The sequence below is a fragment of the Cellulomonas sp. McL0606 genome, from assembly GCF_058248365.1.
Window position 1 is genome coordinate 3,152,525 of the sequence record NZ_CM177779.1, and the last position, 21,378, is coordinate 3,173,902.

General features: G+C 66.6%; 14 protein-coding genes and 3 pseudogenes. 9 read left to right on the top strand and 8 right to left on the bottom strand.

Features of this window, described 5'->3' with window-relative positions; genetic code table 11:
• Window positions 1–95: 95 nt before the first annotated feature.
• The 3 genes and pseudogenes from AC38ZX_RS15995 to AC38ZX_RS16005 form a co-directional block, all read right to left on the bottom strand.
• On the bottom strand, window positions 96–635 hold the full coding sequence (locus AC38ZX_RS15995; RefSeq protein WP_491295166.1) for a hypothetical protein: 540 nt from the start codon (window positions 633–635) through the stop codon (window positions 96–98).
• Window positions 636–750: 115 nt separating this feature from the next.
• Window positions 751–1,389: a hypothetical protein gene (locus AC38ZX_RS16000; protein WP_491297543.1), complete on the bottom strand. Its 639-nt coding sequence runs from the start codon at window positions 1,387–1,389 to the stop codon at window positions 751–753.
• A 110-nt stretch (window positions 1,390–1,499) separates the two neighbouring features.
• A pseudogene (locus AC38ZX_RS16005) lies at window positions 1,500–2,018 on the bottom strand (MBL fold metallo-hydrolase); the annotation flags it as partial.
• A 590-nt stretch (window positions 2,019–2,608) separates the two neighbouring features.
• On the opposite strand from AC38ZX_RS16005, the gene AC38ZX_RS16010 reads away from it, so the two are divergent.
• Both AC38ZX_RS16010 and AC38ZX_RS16015 read left to right on the top strand, forming a co-directional pair.
• Window positions 2,609–3,760 carry a hypothetical protein gene (locus tag AC38ZX_RS16010; protein WP_491295167.1) on the top strand — a complete coding sequence of 384 codons (1,152 nt, stop codon included), beginning with the start codon at window positions 2,609–2,611 and terminating at the stop codon, window positions 3,758–3,760.
• A 309-nt stretch (window positions 3,761–4,069) separates the two neighbouring features.
• Window positions 4,070–5,317 carry a hypothetical protein gene (locus AC38ZX_RS16015; RefSeq protein ID WP_491295168.1) on the top strand — a complete coding sequence of 416 codons (1,248 nt, stop codon included), beginning with the start codon at window positions 4,070–4,072 and terminating at the stop codon, window positions 5,315–5,317.
• A 71-nt stretch (window positions 5,318–5,388) separates the two neighbouring features.
• Here AC38ZX_RS16015 and AC38ZX_RS16020 read toward each other — a convergent pair whose 3' ends face one another.
• Window positions 5,389–6,903 carry a S1 RNA-binding domain-containing protein gene (locus AC38ZX_RS16020; protein ID WP_491295169.1) on the bottom strand — a complete coding sequence of 505 codons (1,515 nt, stop codon included), beginning with the start codon at window positions 6,901–6,903 and terminating at the stop codon, window positions 5,389–5,391.
• Window positions 6,884–7,528 carry a hypothetical protein gene (locus AC38ZX_RS16025; protein ID WP_491295170.1) on the bottom strand — a complete coding sequence of 215 codons (645 nt, stop codon included), beginning with the start codon at window positions 7,526–7,528 and terminating at the stop codon, window positions 6,884–6,886. Before AC38ZX_RS16025 ends, AC38ZX_RS16020 begins: the two co-directional genes overlap by 20 nt.
• A 1,296-nt stretch (window positions 7,529–8,824) precedes the next feature.
• On the opposite strand from AC38ZX_RS16025, the gene AC38ZX_RS16030 reads away from it, so the two are divergent.
• Window positions 8,825–9,142, top strand: coding sequence for a hypothetical protein (locus AC38ZX_RS16030; protein ID WP_491295171.1), 318 nt, complete (start codon window positions 8,825–8,827; stop codon window positions 9,140–9,142).
• A gap of 163 nt (window positions 9,143–9,305) precedes the next feature.
• Here AC38ZX_RS16030 and AC38ZX_RS16035 read toward each other — a convergent pair whose 3' ends face one another.
• Window positions 9,306–10,247: an ATP-binding domain-containing protein gene (locus AC38ZX_RS16035; protein WP_491295172.1), complete on the bottom strand. Its 942-nt coding sequence runs from the start codon at window positions 10,245–10,247 to the stop codon at window positions 9,306–9,308.
• Entirely contained in the window at window positions 10,244–11,692 is a 1,449-nt protein-coding gene (locus AC38ZX_RS16040; protein ID WP_491295173.1) for a helicase domain-containing protein, read from the bottom strand. The genes AC38ZX_RS16035 and AC38ZX_RS16040 overlap by 4 nt, the downstream gene beginning before the upstream one ends.
• 304 nt (window positions 11,693–11,996) lie before the next feature.
• Between AC38ZX_RS16040 and AC38ZX_RS16045 the strand changes: the two are divergent.
• From AC38ZX_RS16045 to AC38ZX_RS16070, 6 genes and pseudogenes are all read left to right on the top strand, one after another.
• Window positions 11,997–12,203: pseudogene (locus tag AC38ZX_RS16045) on the top strand (Swt1 family HEPN domain-containing protein); the annotation flags it as partial.
• 43 nt (window positions 12,204–12,246) lie between these two features.
• A pseudogene (locus tag AC38ZX_RS16050) lies at window positions 12,247–12,321 on the top strand (Swt1 family HEPN domain-containing protein); the annotation flags it as partial.
• Between the two features lie 192 nt (window positions 12,322–12,513).
• A complete protein-coding gene (locus AC38ZX_RS16055) occupies window positions 12,514–13,320 on the top strand; it encodes a hypothetical protein (protein WP_491297544.1) in 807 nt (268 codons plus the stop codon).
• Window positions 13,317–14,207 (top strand): DUF4011 domain-containing protein, encoded by an 891-nt coding sequence (locus AC38ZX_RS16060; RefSeq protein WP_491295174.1) that lies wholly within the window; start codon window positions 13,317–13,319, stop codon window positions 14,205–14,207. Before AC38ZX_RS16055 ends, AC38ZX_RS16060 begins: the two co-directional genes overlap by 4 nt.
• A 327-nt stretch (window positions 14,208–14,534) precedes the next feature.
• Entirely contained in the window at window positions 14,535–18,368 is a 3,834-nt protein-coding gene (locus tag AC38ZX_RS16065) for a DUF3320 domain-containing protein (RefSeq protein ID WP_491295175.1), read from the top strand.
• 255 nt (window positions 18,369–18,623) lie between these two features.
• Window positions 18,624–18,845: a hypothetical protein gene (locus AC38ZX_RS16070; RefSeq protein WP_491295176.1), complete on the top strand. Its 222-nt coding sequence runs from the start codon at window positions 18,624–18,626 to the stop codon at window positions 18,843–18,845.
• Between the two features lie 656 nt (window positions 18,846–19,501).
• Here the strand turns inward: AC38ZX_RS16070 and AC38ZX_RS16075 are convergent.
• Window positions 19,502–21,361, bottom strand: coding sequence for a DUF262 domain-containing protein (locus AC38ZX_RS16075; RefSeq protein WP_491295177.1), 1,860 nt, complete (start codon window positions 21,359–21,361; stop codon window positions 19,502–19,504).
• Window positions 21,362–21,378: the final 17 nt, after the last annotated feature.

Consider the following 21,378-nt stretch of genomic DNA (forward strand, 5'->3'; position numbering starts at 1 on the left):
GTCCTCTTCGTCAGGCGCCGACGCGGTCTGATTCCCCTGTCGGCATCTCGAATCGACGGCGGGAGTGGTCGGCTGCGCCTCAATCGATCTATGCCTCATCCGCACTCGTCACAGACCTTCGTCCCGGGCAGCGCCAGACGGCAGGTCGGGCACAACTCGGGGTCAGCTTCCCGCGGGCTTCGGGCACCTGTCCCGGTTCCGGCGGCGTATCCCTTGAGCGTCTCCGTGCCGAGGTCGGCGGTCCAGAGGAAGGTCATGCCGAAGTACGCGAGGGCCTTCTCACCCTCGAGCGCAATCCCGATGTACGAGCCGGAGCGGGGCATCCAGATCTTGTCGTAGGTCAGCGAAGTAGCGACCTCGCGCATCCGTGCTCGGTTCTCAGAGGGAGCGCCGTATGTCTTGAGCGCGTCGTCGAAGGTGTCGAAGCGGCGCTGGCCGACGCCCGCGATCTCGTCTGCCGACCACGCACACACTGGCCGCGGGTCGTCGATGGCCGCCTCGAAGATGCCGTCGCGGTCGGTGTCGAAGAAGTGTGGGCAGAATTGCAGGTGCAGCCGGGTACCGGTCGCGGAGTGGAACAGCGGCTGCCGCTCGGTTGCCGTCGCCGCGCCGGTGTCATCGCGCTCCAGCGCCATCGGTGTCTCCTGATTTGGTCGTCTCTCGTACGAGAGATCGTCACCCGACCCTGCGTTGTGAGGTTTGTGAGCGGTCACGCTGCGGGCAGTGTCTCCGCGGTCCGAGATGGGTTCCTCATGCTGCCCACCATTCCCCGTCGTGGCGTGCGGTGGTGTTTGCGAAGAGCCCTCCATATCGGGAGCCGCCTTCTGTGTGGATCGGCACCAGCGCTCGGGCATGTACCGCGTCAGCGAGCCGCCTCAGGTCGGCGACGGTGGCGTGACCTGAGGTGTGGTGCTCCACGAACGCGATCCCGCTCGTCGCGCACAGGGTACGAAGGCGCTGGCCGGACGGCTCTTTCAGGTACCCCGACCACATGGACCAGATCACTGCTCCCGAGGCGTCCAGCGCACCAGTCGAGACAAGCTCGGCGATCGACGACGACGCGGTGTAGAGCGCGTAGCGCTCCGGGTGTGCGGCGATCTGCTCGGGGAACACCCGCAGCCCGCGGACCTGCTCGGTCCGATGGAACTCCCCCGACTGCATGACGCGAAGTTTCTGACGTCTCGGGACCCACACGCCGAGCCCGGGGAACCCGGGCTGCGGGATCGTGGCTCGACCTGTGGCCCGTGCGACGGCGACACCGTAGAGGTCGATGAGCAGGGTGCGCCCGGCACGGCGGGCTGCGCGGTAGCACGAGACCACTCTGTCGACGTTCTGCGCGGAGCCGGCGGTGACGACGAGACCGCGGGTCGTCTGCATCGTGGCGGCCATCGCGGCTCGACGTCCGACTCTGAGCCCGTGGCGTGCTTGGGCTCGTCACCGGCGGACGCCTCGACGTGCGTGCCTTCCATGATCAGGACGTCCACGTCGGCGGGCGGGTCTTTGACCAGCCGCTCGAACAGGGCTGCCTTGCGGCCGTGGCCGCGCAGGTCGCCGGTGTAGAACACGCGGCGACCGCGGGCGTCGATCTGGACCGCGTAGGCGTCGAACGCCGAGTGGTCGACGAGGAAGGGCGTGATCGTGAACGGGCCGAGTTGCAGCGGCACGCGGTCGCGGAGGTGGATCGTCGGCCGCACTGCCGGCCCCGGCGAGAAGAACCGGGCGGCTTCGACGATGGCAGCGGCGGCCTCGCCAGCGATCACCGGGACGTTCGGGCTGACCTGGTCGAGCAGGCCGTAGTGGTCGAGGTGTCCGTGTGAGATGACGACCCCAAGCAGGTTCGGGTCGTCGCCCGAGGACAGGCCGGGGACGGCAGGCAGTTCAACCGCGTCGCCGCGTCCCACTGACAGCGGTCTGCCGACGTCAAGCACGAGGCGTGCGTCGCCGCTCTGGAGCTCGATGCACGAGCCTCCGACTTCCTGAGTGCCCCGGTGCACCCGGACCTTGAGTTCATTCGTCATGCCGCGGAGGGTTGCACCCGCCACCCACACGGACGCGGGAGAGGCGGCCCCGACGCGCTGACGACGTCGCGGCTCGCGGGGTCGCGGTCTAGGTTCGAACAGGGGCGATTGCAGCTCATGCCAGCGGTTGGCTCGAGTCCACGTCGGTTCTGACGTCGCCGGCGGGTGCTTCGCCGTAAGGACGCCTGCTTCGAGCGCTGGGAGCCTGTGATGTCCGTGCGTGACAGCCGCAGTGAGTTCGCCGGCAGCCGAGCCGACCAGTTGGTGGCCCAGGTCGACACAAACCCGGAGACCCGCCTGCCGCCGGGCGGGGGGCGCACTCCGCGGTTCGTCTGGTACCAGACCGAGCGAAGCCTGTCCTTGGTTCGTCGGGGCTCAGGAGGGCGACGAAACGGACCGTGCTCTTGCGATAGGACTGGCCGAACGTGGGAGCAGAGAGCTGAATCTGGTCCTGCCAGCCGGTTTGCACCAGCCGACCATGCACCGGTGGGCGTGGCTGCGCGACGACCTTCCGCTGCGTGTTTGGACTCACGATGGTCACCAGGCCACAGGAGCTTGTCCGGCCATCTGGCGGCGACAGTGCCGAGCTCGTGACGGCTGTCGAGAAGCCCCAGATGCATTTGGGTGACAGAACCTCGTGGGTCGCGGACCTGATGCGTTGGGCCGGTCAGCACCCCGACCTCGACCCTGCGCACCGCTCGAGTTTTCGTGCCTGGCAGTGCCTCGGACAGCGAGTCCTGGTCATCAGGCGGGCCAGGGCAGGTGTGGAGATCGTCGCCGGCATCGACTGGGGACGGACTTCGCCCAACGCCACACCCGAACCCCTCTACCTCACCGGCCCGATGACTCCTGACCAGCTTCGCGAGGTCCAGGCAGGCGTCGAGCTTGGCTGTCACCAGCGCCGGACTGGCCCTGCCCTCCGGTACGACGAGCATTGGCTACAGGCCGCGCTGCGACGCCATCCGCGGGCGCTCGGGCTGGAACAGCCGGTCTTGCGAGAGGTGGCCGCCTGGCGGCCCCGCGGATCGGCTTCGGGTGGCTCCGAGCGGCACAGGCTCGCTCGGAGTCGCGGGTTCGTCGACCTCGCAGGACTTGACGCGCTGGGAACGCTGGTGCTGGTCGAGACCAAGCTCGGTGCAGATGACCTGCTCGTGCTTCAGGGTCTGGACTACTGGATCTGGGCTCGAGCGAACAAGGAGCGGCTCGCGGCGCGTCTTGACTGCAAGGACGACGTACCGATCGAGATCGCCTACTGCGTCGGCGGTACCGGTGGGGGTGATCCCACGTCGAGCCGGCACCTGGACGCCCAGCTCGACGCCCTTCACCCCGAGATCCGCTGGCGGCTGCTGCACGTGACGGAGTGGACAAACGACAAGGCACCCGCCGTCGCCCGCGTTCGCTCGTCGCGACACCACGCTTCCTCGGACGAGTCCGCGGACGCAGAGGTCGACGAACAGTCCGGGATGCGCGCACGGGCGGCAATGTTTGCTGACACCGCCGAGGCCCACTACGAGTGGTCGCTCCAGGTTGAGGCCGAAGCCGCAGACGGTGCCGACACATACGGCAACTCGGACGCCGGCGAGCATTACGCCGATGTCATTGCCGCCCCTGAACAGAACGCAGCCTTCGTCGAAAGTGTCCGGGCCCTGGGCACGGCCGCGGATGCGGATCCCATCGACGGTCGTCACCCGCACGCCCCTTCGCCAGCGCTCCCGGACGAGAGAGACGTCAAGGGGACGTAGCCGGCTTCAGGTGCACCAGCCGCGCGATGTCCCTCGGTAGCTCGCGTCTGGCGTCATCAAACCGTGTCCGCGTCGCGGCGACTCGCTCCTGCCGACTGAAGTAGGCGGTGACCCCACCTACGCGGCCTTCGACGCCAGTTGGGCGGTGCACCCTGCGGCAGTGAGCCGAGGCATGCCTAGACCCTCGCCATCTCTCGAACTCAGCCGATTTGCCGGGGCGTCGCCCGCGCCTGTTGCGGTTCGGTGAGAAGGGTGAACGTACGGGTGGCTCCGGTCGCAATGTCGGCCGCCACAGCTACCCTCGCCGCCATGAGCGAATCAGGCGACACAGTCGAGGTGCTGGCAGATGACGACGGCATGATGGTCTACGGCGAGCAGTCGGCGATCGAAGGGTTCCTCACGGCCCGTGGCCTGACTGCTCAGTCGCAGCAGATCTCGTTTGGCCGGGTCAGCGCCTTCCTACGCAGAGGCGAAGCGATCGCCAAGACAGCTTCCAATGCCGTGGAGAAGTCCGCTCTCTACTTGAAGTTGACCCCGGAGTCCGCCCAGGATTTGAGGGACATCGGCCTGGTCGACACCAACACACCCGGCATCAAGTACGCCGTGCTGGGCAAGCGCGGCGACATCGCGGGCTGGCTCAAGATTGACACCAGGCCCAAGGCGTTGCTGACGAACCCGGCCCTCCTTGCGGGCGCCGCTGGAGTGATGGCGCAACTCGCCGCGCAGAGCGAGATGATCGAGATCCGGAACCATCTCGCCACGATCGACATGAAACTCGACGACGTGCGCAAGAGCCTGCGGAACGCTGAGGTGTCGAACCTGCTCGGTGCCATTGACGACACCGAGGACGCCCTGAAGATGCTGGAGGCCCAGGGTTACATCGACCGGACCACCTGGGACACGGTGCAAGGCGTGCAGGCGACGATCTCGAGCACCCAGCGGTGGGCACTACTGGAACTCGGTGACCTCGCGGACAAGCTGGAGAGCCCAACCAAGATGAGGACCCTCGCGAAGTCAACCGAGAGCATTGAGCCCGAGGTTCGCAAGCTGCACGTCGTCCTCGCGCACACCCTCGAACTGCAGGACGCCTTCGACGTGCTCCGCCTGAGCAACGTGGAGCAGGAGACGCCGGAGCTCATCGCCGGGCAACGCGCCAATCTGAAGGCGCAGCACGCTAGGCGCCACGAGCACATCCGAGCCACTCATGACAAGCTCATCGCACGCATGCTCGCGGCCGCCGAAACAGCCAACTCCGAGGCGCTGCTGCACCGCCCCTCTCTTCGCACCGTCGTGAGGTCCACCAACCTCGTCGGTGACGCCGTAGACACCTTCCTCAAGGTGCTCGGCATCGAGTCCGATCGCGCTCCAGTGGAATCGACACGCCTGCTCGACGCTGCCCGGTCACCGCAACAACTGAAGGTCGCCGGAAAAGAGGTGGGCATGCATACCGCCAAGGCCGCCGCGGTGACGACTGTCGTTGCTGCCGGAACTGTCCTTGCTGCCGGAGTCGCAGCCCTCGCCAAGAACGGTCCCGACGGAGGAGCCGGAAGCGTGTAGCGCGCACGGCACCCGCTGGCACCACTGGTCAGGTGTCATCTACCACTGCCGCAGACCCGTATGGGCACCACTCAACGAGAGATCAGCTTGAGAACGATTGGCTTCCCGTAGGGAATATCCGTGATCTCGACGACGACCAACTGCCCGGTGAAGAGTGATGTGCTCACCTCGGATCCGCGCAGCAGGCCGTCCACACCGGCCGGCAAGGAGACGAAGGCTCCGTAGTCGGTGAGCTTCTTCACGGTTCCCAGGTACCGCTCGGTTCGAGACAGCATGCTGGGCCACGTCGTCGATCTGGTACGCGGAGGAACCATGGGGGCGACGATCTCGGTCTGCAGCGTCAAGATCGACTGCTCCAGCGATCTCCGACCCTTCCGGCGCCAGATTGGCGTGGGCTCTGAAAGCCCGAGAAGTCGTTCTAGCTGGGGAGCGAGCGCATCCTTCGCCGCGTGTGCGCGGTCCTGCTGCCGCTGGTTGATCTCCTCCTGACGCTGATTCGCGGCCTCTTGCCGCTCCCGCTCAGCTGCCTGCTCCAGGCGTTGTTCCTCAGCTCGTCGGCGACGCTCCTCGGCCTGTCGAGCCATCTCCTGACGCTGGCGCTCGGCCTCCGCCTGCAAGCGGCTGTCGTTCTCCTTGCGGACGGGCCGCATCAGGTTCGCGAGCTTGGCGCGCGCCTCGGCGATGAGCTGGAGATTGCTGCGCGCTGCTTGGGCCTCCTTCCGTGCTGCCTGCCGCTCCGCCGCGGCGTCTGCCTGCTCGGCAGCAGCTGCGTCGTGCTCAGCTCGAAGTCGCTCGCGGACGGTCAGCGTCGCCGCAACCGCTTCTTCCGCTTCCGCCCACCGCTCCCGTCCGTCGGCCGCCTCGAGCCAGTCGCCTGCCGCACGTTCCCGCGCACTCGCGTCGTCGATGCGGGCGCGCGCCGCAGACTCCACGGATTCCGGAAGAGGGTCGTCCAGGGGAATGGAGCCGGAGCCCAGAGTGAGCGCGTCGACACGCCCCCGGACGAACTGCTCCACGCTGCGAGCCGCGTCGGCGTGCTGGCGCGCCCACTGGTCTCTTAGCTGTGCGGCGGATGCGCGTTTCCGCGCCTCGTTCGACCGTTCCGCAGCAGCCTGACTCTGCCGATCAGCCTCCAGCGACTGCTTCCCGGCTCGCAATCCTTCCCTCTTCCACAGCGCGTATCTGAGCACCTCCTGAGCAACGATTAGCGTCCCCAGATCGTCGTCGTCTGCCGTTTCGGCATGCGCGATTGCCCGACCTACCGCTTGGACTATCCGCTCGCGACGGCGGAGGTCCCGGTTGTCGCTCGGCGCCTCCCGAAACCACGCAGTGCTCAATCGACGCCCGGGCTCGCTGACTGGCGCCGGAAGGGCCGAATAGTCGTCCAGGTCGACCGAGGATTCCCTGGCCAAACGCCGTGTCTCCTCGGCGACGGCGGAATGAGAGCCGCCCTCGCTCGACGCGGGCGTGAGGGCGACAGCGAACTGCCCCGGCAGAGACAGACGGAAACTTGCCGTCAGGTAGGCCTTGGTCTCCTCGAAGAACCAGTCCTCGAGAAGCCCGTAGTCAGCTTGACCTCCGGTCACGCTCTCGTCGGACTGCTCCAGCGTCTCGTACAGGCTTTGCAGAGCGGTCGCGAGCTCCGGGTTCGAGGCCCCGGCCTCTTGAAGCGCAGCCCGGGACTCTGCAAGCTTGCGCTCGGTTCTTCGCCCTCATTGCTAGAAGCGACCGGACGAGCGGAAAGTTGAAGTCGAACTTGGCATCGTCGGCGTTCATCGTGACGGTGTCGATGAAGGCCTCGCCCTGCTGCTTCCACCGCGCCAGCCTGAAGTCGGCCGCCGCGGCAAGACTCGTCCCAGTGACCTCGGCGAACGACGTCAGGACATGTTCGCGCTGCACGGACTCAAGCCACTCGAGCGCCCCTTCGTCGCCCTCGCCAGCGACCCGGATCTGTTCGGCGAACGTGGCTGCGTCAAGGTCGAGTCCCTGGAACTGAATCGGACCGTTGGGGTCCATGAGACGCTGGAGAAGCACATGCTTTGACGTTGACGACTGACGGGAACTGAGCACCGCCAGCGCGGCCTCCATCTCTCCAACCCCGGTGAGGAACGTCGCCATTCGGGGGTCGACGACCCCGTCCAGCTCCGCCACGGCGTCGCGCCAGTGGACTCGCATCTGCTCGGCGAGGTCCTCCGGCGTTCGAACGAGCACCGGCGTCCAGGTCGGCCGATACCCGAGCGCCGATCGCGCCCCCGTGGGTCGGAGCGGACGATTCGCCGCCTGCAGGTCGCCAGACTCGGCACTTGCGACGAACCGGACCTGGAGGGACGGCTTGCCGTCGAAAAGCTGAGTCGCGAAACACCTCCGCCTCCACGACGACGACACGCGGCACGGAGGAGTCGGACTCGTCCGAACGAACCGTGAACGACACGGACTCGACGGGGTCGCCGCCGCGAGGCGAAACCGAGCCGTCGGGATCGGACTCACCCATGGCCATCCAGACGAGTCCGCTTGCCGGCTGGTCGGGCGCGGGGGCGACGGACGTCTTGTCGCAGCTACTCGGCGTACCCAACGACCTCGACTCGTTGGTGCGGACCCGGTCAAGCGCAGGCTGCAGCACCGAGTCGAGATCGCCGACCGCGCCGAGCAGGCGCGACAGCAGGCCGGACCGTCCGAGGCCTGACAAGGCGAGCGAGGAGGACGTCGGCACGGTGGACGCACTGCCAGCCGAACGGCGCCCACCGGCCGACGAGCCGCCGATCGCCTGGCTGGCCCTGCCCATCGAGTAGTACTGACCGTCGTAGTTCCCATGTGCTTTCAGGGCGGCGATCTGCTTGCCCGTCGCCGGACGAGACCACCGGCTCGAAGTGGATCGGCGCGCCATCTATCGGTCCGTCCGGCGCCCACCGGCTGGCCGAGGACCATCACCCTTGGCACGCGGCGGACGGATCGAGCACTTCCGTGCGGACCACGTCAGTGTCGACGCACCCGGGCCGCCACCGGTCGTGGTCCGGTCTGCTTGGACAGTCGTCGTCACCCTCGTGAACCAGCCTCTTCGGTGAGCCGTTGTTCCCGCCTTCCGGCGATGCTATCGGGCGGCGACCCGCGCCTGGCACAGGCACGGATCGTTTCGCTGGTCGAGCGATCCTGCCGCGACGACGACGGCGAGATCCCGCGGACGACGAACGTTGGGACCACCAGATCCCTGCCTTCGTGACTGCGTCGATGGACCCTTCGCCTCGCCATCGAACCAGGCGACGGCTGAACGCAGGTCTCGCCATGGTTCGACTGCCGGGCGCTCCGGGCCGTACATGAGGTGAAGGCGGGTTGCCACGGAATCCGAGGAACAACGGGCGCGCGATCGGTGAACGGCCTCATCGCCTCCATCATCTCGATTCCCGAGAACACCAGCGAGCAGGCGTCCCTTGCCGAGCTGCGCTCTTCATGAGTTCCGATGCCGGTTCCGCGCGCTGCACGTCAGGTTGTCCGTGGCGTAGCCTCCTGCGCGTGACCCAGTACGAGTACGACGTAGTGGCGAGCGCCGCCTGGCACATGGACGTCGTACACGAGGTCGACGAAGCCCCCGCAGACCCGATAGCAGTCTGGGTCGAAGCGATGCGGCGCCTCAACGGGATCGACGAGCCGCTCGCCCGCAAACTCCTGGCGTTGCACCGCGACTGCGGCGCCGGAACAGGCGTCTGCGATGACGTCGACGACGACCCAGCGCCGCTCGAGCGTGGCCTCGGATGGGGCTGCGAGACCACTTCGCTGATCGCCGACCACTTCGATGTCGAGTACCCGGCCGCGGCGCAAGGGAACGACTGAGGCACGGATTCGCTCTCGTCCTGCTTCTCGGCGGCGTAAGCAGCACCCTGTCCTCCCCTGCCAGCCACGCGCGGATTGCGCCCGCTGTGCCGACACAATGCCCAGCATCAGGCGAACCCTGACCAGCGGCACTGGCGGGCCGGACGAATCGTTGGCACCTTTCCTATTCGCCTTCTTCGACGGTGAGCTCCCGCGCCCGTTCGAGGATCTCTGCCCACAGGTGCTCCGGTGCGACCTCGGCAAGCATGTCCAGGACGTGCTGGGCATTGGAGTCGACGACCGAGCGGCGGATGGACGACGGCGCTGCCCCACGCGCCGTTGCGCGCTCGCGCCGACCCCCCGCCACCGGCGACGGGTCGCTGGCGACCTCCGCAGCCGGTGCTAGTGGTTCGCCCGCGGGGCTGGATGTGGCCTGCTGGCCCGGTTCCATCGTCGGCACTGCCTCGGTGTCGCTCGCGATTGCCTCGACCGCTGCGACTTCGATCCGCCCATCGCCATCAGAACCGTCATTTAGTTGCGGAGGCACCTGGCCCGGAAGATGCACGATGTCGAGGTGGCCTGTCGTTCGCGTCAGCGCGACGTACAGCATCCGCAAGCCATGCGGCCCGGCATCGACGATCGCCTTCGGGTCGAGCACCACCACGGCGTCGAACTCGAGGCCCTTCGCGGCTGTAGGACTGACGACGTTGATCGCCTTGGTCAGCTCGCCGTCGTCTGCATCCGACCAGTTGATCTCTGCGGCGTCCAGCGCCCCGGCGAGTTCGGCTCGGTAGGTATCAGGACGTACGACCCCGACAAAGAGTCCCTTGGCGCTGTGCTTCTGGATGGCCTCAACGGCGGCGGCCACGAGTAGCGATCTGTTCGGAGCCGTGTGCCACACAGGAGCACGGTCCACGTCGGTGACGACCGTCGGCGCCTCGACGCCGGGCGCAGCGTCGGGCAACAGCCGCGAAGCGAGATCCATCACCGCCCGCGGCACCCGGTAGCCATACCGCAGATGCTCGAGCGTGTGGGGCAGCGGTGACCGAAGCTCGGCAATCACGTCGTCCCAGGACTCGCGGGCCCAGTGGCCAGTCGACTGAGCGATGTCTCCGACGATTGTCATCGCCCCAGCTCGCGATCGGCGCCGGACCGCGAGAGCTGCATCGGCGACAGGTCCTGCGCCTCGTCCACGACGATGTGCGCATACGTGCGCCCCTCACCGCTCATCTCGAACGCCAGGAAGTCGAGCAGCGCCAGATCCTCCTTGGACCACATCTGGTCGGACAACCGCTGCGCCGACTGACGGCGTAGGAGCTGCAGATCCTCGACGTCAAGCGTCCCGCTCGACGCAGCCACGAGGCGCTCGAGCGATCCAAAGAGGTCACGGAGGAATGCCTGTGGTGTCAGCTGCGGCCAGATGCGCTCGAGGTAGGCGTCGATTTCGGGAGCTCGTGGCCGGAGGTTGGCCGTGCGAGCACCTGCGCGGTCCGTCCGACGAGCCTCGCGCAAGACGAGTGCCTCAAGCCCGGTCCGCATCCGAGCGCGCGCCGCCGCGTACGGCGACACACCAACCTCGTCGACGAGCTCCTGAACCACCCCCGGCTGCAACGAGACCCGCCACGAGACCTCGTCGAATGCGAACTGGACCTCGTCTTGGGGGACGCGAACACGCTCCTGCAAGCCCCGGGAAAGAACCTCGCACATGCGGTCATCGCCCTTGAGCCGTGCCGCATCGGGACGCTCCTTGACGGAGACCGTCACGTTCGCATCCATCAGGCGCTGCAGATCCTGATGGACGACGCGGTCCTCCCCCAGCTCCGGCAGCACCCGCGCGATGTACTTCAGGAAAGTCGCATTGGGGCCGACGACGAGCACGTCGTCGCGCTCGACGTCCTTGAGCTCGTTGAACAGCAACGCGGCGACTCGGTGGAGTGCAACCGCGGTCTTTCCGGTGCCCGGGCCGCCCTGCACCACGAGCAACTGCTCCCCAGGTGCGGCGATGATGTCAGCCTGCGCAGCCTGAATGGTTCGGACGATGTCTTCCATTTGAGGACTGCGCCGACGTTCGAGGACCTCCTGGAGGAACGCGTCGGAGGCGAGCAGAGCTGCCTCACCGCCCGTCAGCTCGGCGACCTTCAGCGCGAGCTCGGCGAAGATGACATCAGCGATGCTCTCGATGTCATTGACGGGCCGCGTCCGGTACTGGCGATGACGCGACACTCCGCGGGCGTCCTCGTGAGTCGCTCCACGCATCGCCATGATCGCCGGTGCCAGCCAGTTGTAGACCATCGCGTCGCCCGCCGAACTCACGATCGAGTTCTTGCCGACGTAGAAGGCGTCACCGTCCTCGTGATCGATTCGCAGGAACGCGACCTCGTCCTCCGGTCGGCCCAACGTCTCGTCCCGCTGGTGAGCTCGGTTGATCGCGGCGCGATCCTTTGGATTGGCCGCCGCGCCGAACGCGCCAGCGCGGTCTTCCCGCTTCGCCTCGCGTTCGGCACGCACGACGTCGAACCACTCCTGCTCGATCTCCAGATCGGCATCGATCTGCGGAACGGTCGTAGTCACTGGCTCTCCTCGCGCATCGTCACCTGACATGTCGGCAGGTCGCCGCCAGCTCGTGAGCGCACCGTACTGAGCGGCTCCGACACGTCACCCAGAAGGGGACGCATGCACCGTCTGAGGCAACGACCGCGAACACCAAAACGTCCTGGTCGCGTTCGGAGCAGCGGAGCGTCCACCGGAGACCGAACTGCTCACGCGATCAAGGCCATGAACCGACAAGGGATGGCGTCCCGCGTCATGCCGTCAGTGGTAGGCATCATCATGGGACCCGCCCCGAACGGCATCAGGACGAGACGAGGTACGAGAGTTGGACGACGTCGACCACCACTCCGAGGTCGGTGACGCGCTCGCGCTGCTGATCGACGGTCTTGCGCCCTTCGTCGACCGAACCTTCGCAGACGTCCTGCCCGCCGGTTCGACGTGGACGGAGGTACTACGACGCAAGGACGCGCTCGCCGGCAAGCGGACCGGCGTCTACTCCCCGCGGGACCTCTCACTGCTGCTGCGTGCAATGACCGAACGCCTCGGTGCAGCTCGGCTACCCCTTCAGCAGGACTGTGTCCCGTCAAGGACAGAACTACGCGAGCGAGTTGCGCCAGGTCCGCAACCAGTGGGCTCACAACGAACACTTCAGCGCCGCGAGCGCGTTCCGCGCCCTGGACTCTGCCGAACTCCTACTTCGCGAGATTGGCGCCGAATCGCAAGCCGCCCAGGTCGCGCGGCTGAAGTCCGGGCTTCTTCCAACTCCGCCTCCAACGCCAAAGGCCGACGCTCCGACCGTCGAGCCGGCGCTTGAGGACGCACCGAGCGCCATCACACCAGAGGTGACGGCGACCAGGAGCGCCAACGGTCCGCAGATCACAGTCGGCGCCCTCCCAGTCCTGAGCTACGCGATGGCGCACTGCCGGGTACTCGTGATCGACGAGGTCGCCGTTGCGCACGCAGGACCGGACGTCCGCGGTGCGACGCTCGAGATCGACGTCGTGTGCGCCAGCGGCTCGCTAGGCGGCCCGAAGGTGCTGCTCCTTGACCTGGCTGACGGCCAGACGACCACGCTGCGCACGATCGATCTCGTGCTCGACCCCGCACGCATGCTCGCTGTCGAGGAGCAGCAACCAGGGCGCGTCGTCGCCACGCTGCGTGACGCTGCCGGAACGACGCTCGCATCGGTCTCGTCCGACGTCCAGGTGCTCGCGGCCTCCCAGTGGATGGCCGAACCAGTGCAGCTCGCAATGGAGATGCTCGCCGCGCACGTCCAACCCAACTCCGCCGCCGTCGCCCCGCTCCTTCTCGAGGCATCCGACCGCGTCCGGGCGCTCACCGGCAACTCGGCGCTGAACGGCTACCAGAGCGAGAGCACTGAACGAGTCGACGCAATCGTGCAATCCATCTACGAGGCCATGGCCGCCCGCGACATCCGCTACGCCGAGCCGCCGGCAAGCTGGGCGACACCGGCCAGAAGGTCCGCACTCCGCACGAGGTACTCGACGGACGCCTCGGAACATGCCTCGACACCACCGTCACCCTTGCAGCCGCACTGGAGCAAGCAGGCATCAACTCGACGCTCTGGCTGCTCAAAGGACACATCTTCCTCGGCTACTGGCGGACCGACTCGAGCCTGCCCGCAGTGACGTCGATCGACGCCGACGAGATCGTGAATCTCGTCGACCTCGGGCACATCGGACTGGTCGAAACCACGATGCTGACCGGGGGCACCGACGCCGCGCCCTTCGCCGACGCGACACGCCCCCCGAGACGGCGCCTCGACGCCACCCTCGCCGACGTTCTGGGCGTGACCGACATCCGGCAGGCACGACTAGCCAGAATCTTCCCGCTGCCCAGCCGCTCGACCGGCCCCGACGGGCAAGTCGTGGTCTCCGTTTACGAAGCGGGCGCTGGGCCAGTGATCGCGCCCTACTACGGCAGCACGTCACCGGAACGCGCACCCGGAGAGCGCGACACCGAGCCCCCGCGCGTCTCCCGGTGGAAGAACGCACTTCTCGACCTGAGCCTGCGCAACAAACTCATCAACTACACCGACCGCTCGGGGTTTCACCTCGAGATTCCTGCGACGGCGATCCACCGTCTCGAGGACCAAGTCAGCGCCAACACCCCGATCACCCTCGTTGCCTCGGACGCGGTCAGTTCCGTAGATGCCGCACGCGGCGTCCGCTTCGGTCGCGACCTGCCCGAACGCGACCGCGAGGTCATGCTCGCGGACAAAAAAGCCGCCTTCATCGACATCACCTCAGCGAGCTACAAGACGAAGCTGCGCTACCTCGCCTACAAGGCCAAGACGATCGTCGAAGAGACCGGATCGAACAACCTCTACCTCGCCTTCGGGATGCTCCGGTGGCGGTTCGCCGAACGAGAGCTGCGCTCGCCGCTCATCCTCATCCCCGTCACGCTGACAACCACGAGCCGCGGCGAGGCGTACCGCCTCACGATCGACGAGTCGGGCGCGTCAACACCCAACTACTGCCTGCTTGAGAAGCTTCCGAGTGAGCTTCAAGCTTGAAGTGCCAGCACTCGAGAACCCCGCCGAAGACGCATCCGGAATCGACCTCGCAGCCGCATTTGGGGCGCTGCGCGAGACACTCGTTCGCGCCGGCCTGCCCTTCCGCGTTGAAGAGACCGTAGACCTGGCCATCCTCCAGTTCGCCAAGTTCCCACTCTGGAAAGACCTCGACGAGCACTGGCCCACACTCGCCACGAACCCACTCGTACAGCACCTGATCCACTCGCCTCTCGAGCCGTTCGTCGACACCGTCGAGTCGGGCACATCAGTCGACCTCGACGCACTCGGAACGCTCGTCCCCGTGCCGGCCGACAGCCCCTCGAAGCCGTGCATGACGCCGTCCAAGGTCAGACCTTCGTCCTTGAAGGCCCACCCGGAACCGGCAAATCGCAGACAATCACCAACCTCTTGGCACGCGCACTCGCGTCCGGCCGGCGCGTCCTATTCGTCGCCGAGAAGCGCGCCGCGCTCGACGTCGTCAAGCGACGCCTATCGGACGTCGGCTTGGCGGAACTGTCGCTCGACCTGCACGACAAGGGAGCCCGACCGGCGACCGTACGAGCCCAAATCCGTACGGCACTCGACATGCACATACGCGCCGACGAGGACGCCATGAAGGCCGACATCGAGACCGTGGACGCCTCCCGACGCCGACTCAGCATCTATGCCGACCGCCTCCACGAGAACAACGGCGTCGGACACTCTCTCTACTCTGCCCGAGCCTTCGATCTCGCTTCCGACAACTCTGTCCCCCCGATGGACGTGCCTCGGGCGCTCATCACGTCGGGAACGCTCGCACAGGTCGTCCAAATCCGTGCCGCACTACGACGCGTCCCGGAGTTCGCCGACCTCGCCCGCCCACGACCTCAACACCCCTGGCGATTCATCGACGAACGCACAGCACAAGTTGACGCCGAGAAGGTCTCGGCAGCAGGGCGGCAGCTGGACGCTTCGCTCGCAGCCTTCGAGGCCGCGGGCGCTTCGGTAGTCCATCTGCTGGGAAGCCTCACGTCGCCGACCGAAGCCGAGCAATGGGCACGACTGGCCGCAGCTCCACGCCACCCCATTGACGCAGTCGACGCCCTGCACACACCCGCGTGGCGCGCCCACCTCGACAGCCTTCGCCACGAGCTCGACACCCTGACCTCAGACACAAGCATCTGGCGACAGTCGGTCCACCCAGAGGTCATGAACCGCGACCTTGCCTCGATCCACCAGGCGGCCCTCGCCGCCGACACCTCTGGATTGTTCGGACGCAAGAAGCGCCGCCGCGCCGTGCTCGCACAATTCAGCGACCTGCTAACGGTCCCGCCAGCCACCGTCGACCTGAAGACCCTCTCCAGTCTCACCGCCAACATGGCGAACACCGCCACCCGCGTCTCGGCCACCCGAGAAGCCACACACAAGATTCCGATCCCCCTCATCGACGCCTCGTGGAACCCGGCAATCCCCGACCAGGCAGCGCGTCTCCGCGACGACATCACGTGGCTGATGTCCACAGGCGACGTACTGGCCGCTGACGGAACGCCACTGCGCGACACGCTCCGCACGTACTACACGAACTCACAGCAGGGCGCCCTGAGAGCCGAGCTCAGCGCCGTCGCCGCAGCATGGTCCGCACTGACCCACACCGGCGCAGTCGACGATCAGCTAGCCCGAGACTGGGCCGGCGCCTCGGGCTTCCTTCCCACCTGGTGGCAAACCCAAGCCGAACGCAACGCGGCAACTACGACCACTATGCAACGTTGGCTCGACCTCCTCCGCGCAGCCGAACCGCTGCGGACGAACGGCCTCACCGCAGCACGCGACGCCCTGCTGAACGGCACCCTCGCACCCGACGAAGCCGTCATCGCGTTCGACCGCGGCCTCGCACTCGCATCCGTCGAGGAGCGCACCGAGGCAACCGCACTAGGCGACTTCGACATCTCCAGCCACAACCGAACCATCGACCGGTTCACCACCGCATCGCGCGCCGTACGCAACGAGCTACCGCGGTCCCTCCCACAGGCGATCCTCGAATCTCGCCGGTTCAGCACCGGTGCCGCGTCCGGGCAGATGGGTGGCCTACGCCGCCAGCTGGACCGACAGCGAGGCGGCATGAGCGTGCGAGCACTGCTCGACAACTTCGGCGAGCTGATCACCCAAGTCATGCCGTGCACACTGATGAGCCCCGAGTCCGTCGCACGCTTCTTCCCCGCGCGCGCCGACCTCTTCGACATCGTCGTATTCGACGAGGCGTCGCAGATCAGGGTCGCAGACGCCGTCGGCGCGATGGGCCGCGCACGATCCGTCGTCGTGGTCGGCGACAGCAAGCAGATGCCACCCACGCAGTTCGCCGAGGCGAGCGCCAGCGCGGACGACGACGAGGAGTACCTGCCGGAAAACGTCGTCGACGAAGAGTCAATCCTCACCGAGTGCGTCCAAGCCCGTGTTCCCAGCAAATGGCTCTCCTGGCACTACCGCAGCCAGGATGAGTCGCTCATCGCGTTCAGCAACCAGCGCTACTACGAGAACCGACTCTCCTCGTTCCCCGCCCCGCTACCGCGCGACACCCGCGACCACCCCGACGGCTACGGCGTCTCACTCGTCCGCGTCAACGGCACCTTCGAACGGGGCGGCCGCGGCCGCTCACTGAGGACCAACCGCGTCGAGGCCGAAGCAATCGTCGAAGACGTGCGGCAGCGGTTCTGGGCGTCGCCCGACACCGTCCCGTCAGTCGGGATCATCACATTCAACGCCCAGCAGCGCGACCTCATCGAGAACCTCCTCCGCGACAGCGGCGACGACAGGATCGTCCACGCCCTCGACCAACCCGACGGCCTATTCGTGAAGAACCTCGAGAACGTCCAGGGCGACGAGCGCGACTGCATCCTGTTCTCCGTCGCTTTCAGCGCCAACGACAAGGGCGTCGTCCCGCTCAACTTCGGCCCACTCTCCAAGCCAGGCGGAGAGCGCCGTCTCAATGTCGCCGTGACGCGCGCCCGTCGACAGGTCGTCCTGTACGCGAGCTTCGACCCCAGCCAGCTCCGGGCCGAGGAGACGACGCAGGTGGGCACCAAGCACCTGAAGTCCTACCTCGAACTAGCGGCCCGGGGCGTCGACGCCGTGCAGGACGGAAGCCACCGCCAACCCGTCATCGACCGACACAGAGACGACATCGGCGAAGAGCTCAGGCTCGCCGGTTTCGCCGTGCGCACCGACGTCGGCCTATCCGACTTCCGCGTCGACATCTCCGTCGCCGACGCCGAGCATCCAGAACAGCCATTGCTGGCGATCCTCCTGGACGGCCCGAACTGGCGCTCGCGACGGACCGTGGCCGACCGAGATGGGCTGCCCGTCGACGTGCTGAAAGCCATGATGCGATGGCCGGGCGTCGAACGCGTCTGGCTCCCCGAATGGATTCAAGATCGCCAAGGAACCCTCGACAGGCTGAAGAAGTCCGTCACCACCGCACGCGAGACACAAGCTGAGGCGCACGAACCGGCGTCGGCATCACCGACCCCGACAAGTCCACTGACTGCGGTCGACACTGAACCCAACAGCACACCGTCGCTCCTGAGAACGCAGCCCGCCACAGCCTCACGCCCACGCGCCCGCCACCCGCTGGTCCGTGACTTCCACGAGTGGAGCCCCGGCCGACTTGGTGACCGAGCTGTCCTCGACGACCTTCCGTACAGCAACGCCGCGGCTCGAGTGGCGCGTGCCGCACAGGCGGCGATCGAAGCGGAAGGGCCCATCCAGCCCGATCGATTGGCCAAGCTGGTCGCGAGCGCATTCGAACTGAGCCGCGTGAACGAGGACCGCAAACGCGCCATCCTGCGCGCAGTGCCAAGCGAACACCTCCCTGCACACGGGGACGGCTTCTACTGGCCCAGCGGCGCGGACCCGACCGCGTGGGCATTCGCCCGCACACCGGCATCCGGGGAAATCCGGCCGCTCGAGGAGATCTCCCTGAACGAGATCGCCAACGCCATGCGCATCTGCGCGGAGGAGTCCGGCGGGATGACCGACGAGGAGACCATGCTCGCCGCGCTCCAGATGTTCGGTGGCCGACGTCGAACTGATTCCATCCGCGCCCGGCTTGCCTCCGCGCTGACACTCGCCGTCATGGAGGGACGGCTCGACCGCGGTACGGACGGAATCTATCGATCGCAGAGGTGAGCCGTGGCTCGCGGCGCCCTTCCCCAGGGCGGTCGAAGTGCCTCGCGCCTACGCATCCGCAGACCCCTCGCCATGGTTCCCCGGCGTGGACGTGCGAATCGCACGATGGGGGTTGGGGTAGGCGGCTTCTCATGTCCCGTGAGTCCGTCGACCACTGCCGAAGTGCCCGACCGTGTGCCTCATTGCCGTCCGGAGGTCCCCTTCGGACCGTATCCGTCGCGTCACGTGGTGTGGCGCCTGAATGAGGAGGATCTGATGAGCAAGGCACGAACGGAGCACGAGAAGTTCCGCGGGGCGCAGTTCAGTTTCGTCTTGGATGACTGGCTGACCGTCACGGTCCCGCAGGAGTTGACCGAGTACGAGCAGTGGGTGCTCCTGGAGCTCGCAGACATCCTCGAAAGCGAGCGCCACAAGGCGGCTCGTACCGGAGATCGCCACCACCCGGCGTCGACCTCCGCAGGAACTCTTCTGGGCTGAATGTCGGCCACAGGCGGTCGAGCGCGTTGGCAAAGGCAGACAGGCGTCGAGTGGTGGAACCAACCGCGATCGGCGGTCGGCCGCGGCGTCGCTGTTCGCCCACGTAGGCGTCGTGGAGTGCCTGACCGATCGTCTGGCGCAGGACTGAGCGGGCGTCGTTATACAACAGGGACTTGTCGCGGACGTCTTCAAGCAGAGCTGCGCCTTCAGCGGACGTTGGCCGCACGCGATCGGCGCCTACGGCGAGTTCGGAATCATCGGGTGCGTTGCCGTAGCGCGCTTGCCAGGACTTGTGCAATGCGTTCGGAGCCTTCGACGGCTTCTGCGGAGGGGTCGTCGTTCGCAGTGGCTCGGGCGTCCCCGGCGTATAGGTCGGGCAGTTGGACCTGCAGGACGTCGTTGACGCCGAGGAGCGGCAGGGGCTAGGCCGAAGATCAGGGCGCCCCTGCTCGGCGCAGGGCCCGTGCGGACGCCGGGTACGGCTGCGGCGATGCTGGCCTCGGCGTCTCCGAGACCGGCGCGCACTCCGCGGATGCGGCAATCCGGTCATCCGCGCGCGCCTATGGCAATGCCCGCGTGGACGAGAGATCGGCGCGCGCTGGGCTGGGCTCTGTGGATCGCGGCAAGCTGTACTGATCGGTAGTCCCGACTCGGAACTACTCGTCCTCCTCAGCGAGAACTGATGATTCAAGCTGTCCTGTGGTCCGTTGTCTACGTCCCGACGAGCCTTCTAGACGCTCACGAATTACTCGACTGCGTGCCTCGATGAATCCTGGAAAGGCTTCGAACGATAGGTCAGTTCCTGGCGGGATCATCGGGTCGAGGGTCGTCTTTCCTTGGAGCGGTTCGAGCCAGTCCTTGAGGGGCTTGGCTTGTTTGGAGGTGTTCTCCGCCTCGGTGAGCAGGTGCAGGTTGACGACCGCGTTCCAGTTCTCACGGTCCCGATAGAACGCCCGCAACTCGGCGTCCGCGGAGATGAACTGCGTCGCGTCGAGCATGGCGCTGCTGAACGAGGCTGCGGGGTGGAGATGGTCGATGTGCAGGGTCTGATGGATGTCCACGTCCGGCTGTAGCAGCGCGAGGATTGCGTAGCACGCCGGATCGTCCTTTTGGGTCCGCAGCAGCCGATCGATGAACTCAGTGTCGAAGGTGAGATCGCGCGCGGTCCCGCGGAACGTGGTCATGATCGGCGTCAGTGGGAAAGTGCCGCCACCGAGGTTGGTCCTGATGATCGCTCGCAGGGCGTTGAGCAGGGCGTCGCCGGCACGGCCGAACACGCCCTGCAGGAGTGACATCAGGAGCCACTGCCGGATCTCAGTGCGGTCGTTGCCGTGGCGGATCGGCGTGTTGATCGTGGTGAACAAGCCGCGGCGGCCTGCGTCGAGGTCCCGGCCCTGGTGGTACAGGTAGTAGACGATCGGGATCACGGCGTTCTTCGCGCGCAGGGAGGCGTCGTTCAGCCCGAACGAACTCACCAGTCGGAACGACTCGACGATTGCGTCGCGGATGTCGTCCCATGACTCTCTGATCCGTTCGACGTTCGTGGCGTCGAAGTTCTTCACCTGGAACCGGACTTCTGCCTCCGTGACCATGACCGCGGTCTTCATCACGAAGTCCCGGTCCACGGAGAAGAGGAACTGGGCTCGCACCAGGTTCACGGCTCCGTCGACGCGCTCTCGCGCGTCCTCCCAGTGCGCGGAAGTGATCGACATCAGCAGGTCGGAGAACGAGAGGGGCGTCCCACCCTGGTTGGTCCGGATGAAGATGTCGAGCACCCGATCGATGTCTTGGCTCTCTTCGACGTAGTACGTCAGGCTCTGCTCCCGGCGGACCGCGTGGTAGAGGCGCAGAAGCGTCCTCCTCGCGTGTGCGTTGCCGGCATGGCCGGTGCCGTCGAGGTAGGCGAGGACGTGGTCGAGGATCTCGTCGTCGGTCTCGACTGCCGGAAGGTTCAGGATCCGGCCGACCTCGAACCAGACGTTCTCCGCGTCGTTTGGCTTCTTCGCGAACCCGTCCGCCGTGAGGAACTGGAAGTCGTGCAGCATCTGACCCTCGTTTGACTCCGGGTCGATTGGCGCAGCCAGATTGAGATAGAGCTTCCGCGGCGGCAGGACGGCCGGATCGTATGCCTTCGGCCACCACAGGCGGTGCTTCTTCACCGCGTAGGTGCCCTTCAGCCCGATGTAGAGCGAGGTCAGCCTCTGTTGGCCGTCCATGACGGCGTAGAACTCGCCATGCCCCTTCGTATCGAAGATGGGGTTGTTCTCGGCGAACCTCTCGACGTACCTCTCGAGGAATGTGTAGAAGCGAAAGCCGTCGCGCACCGCGGACGAGTCGACGCGCCAGAGCATCAGGCTGTTGACCGGGTAGTGCCGCATCACCGAGTCGAACAACCGGCAGATCTGGTCCGCCTTCCATGTGAAGTTGCGCTGGATCGACGGCAACAGGTATCGGCGCTCAACGATGCTCCTGATCGCGCTCTCGATCGTGATCGGTTTCTCGTAACTGCCGGGCATCTACTCCACCTCAGGTC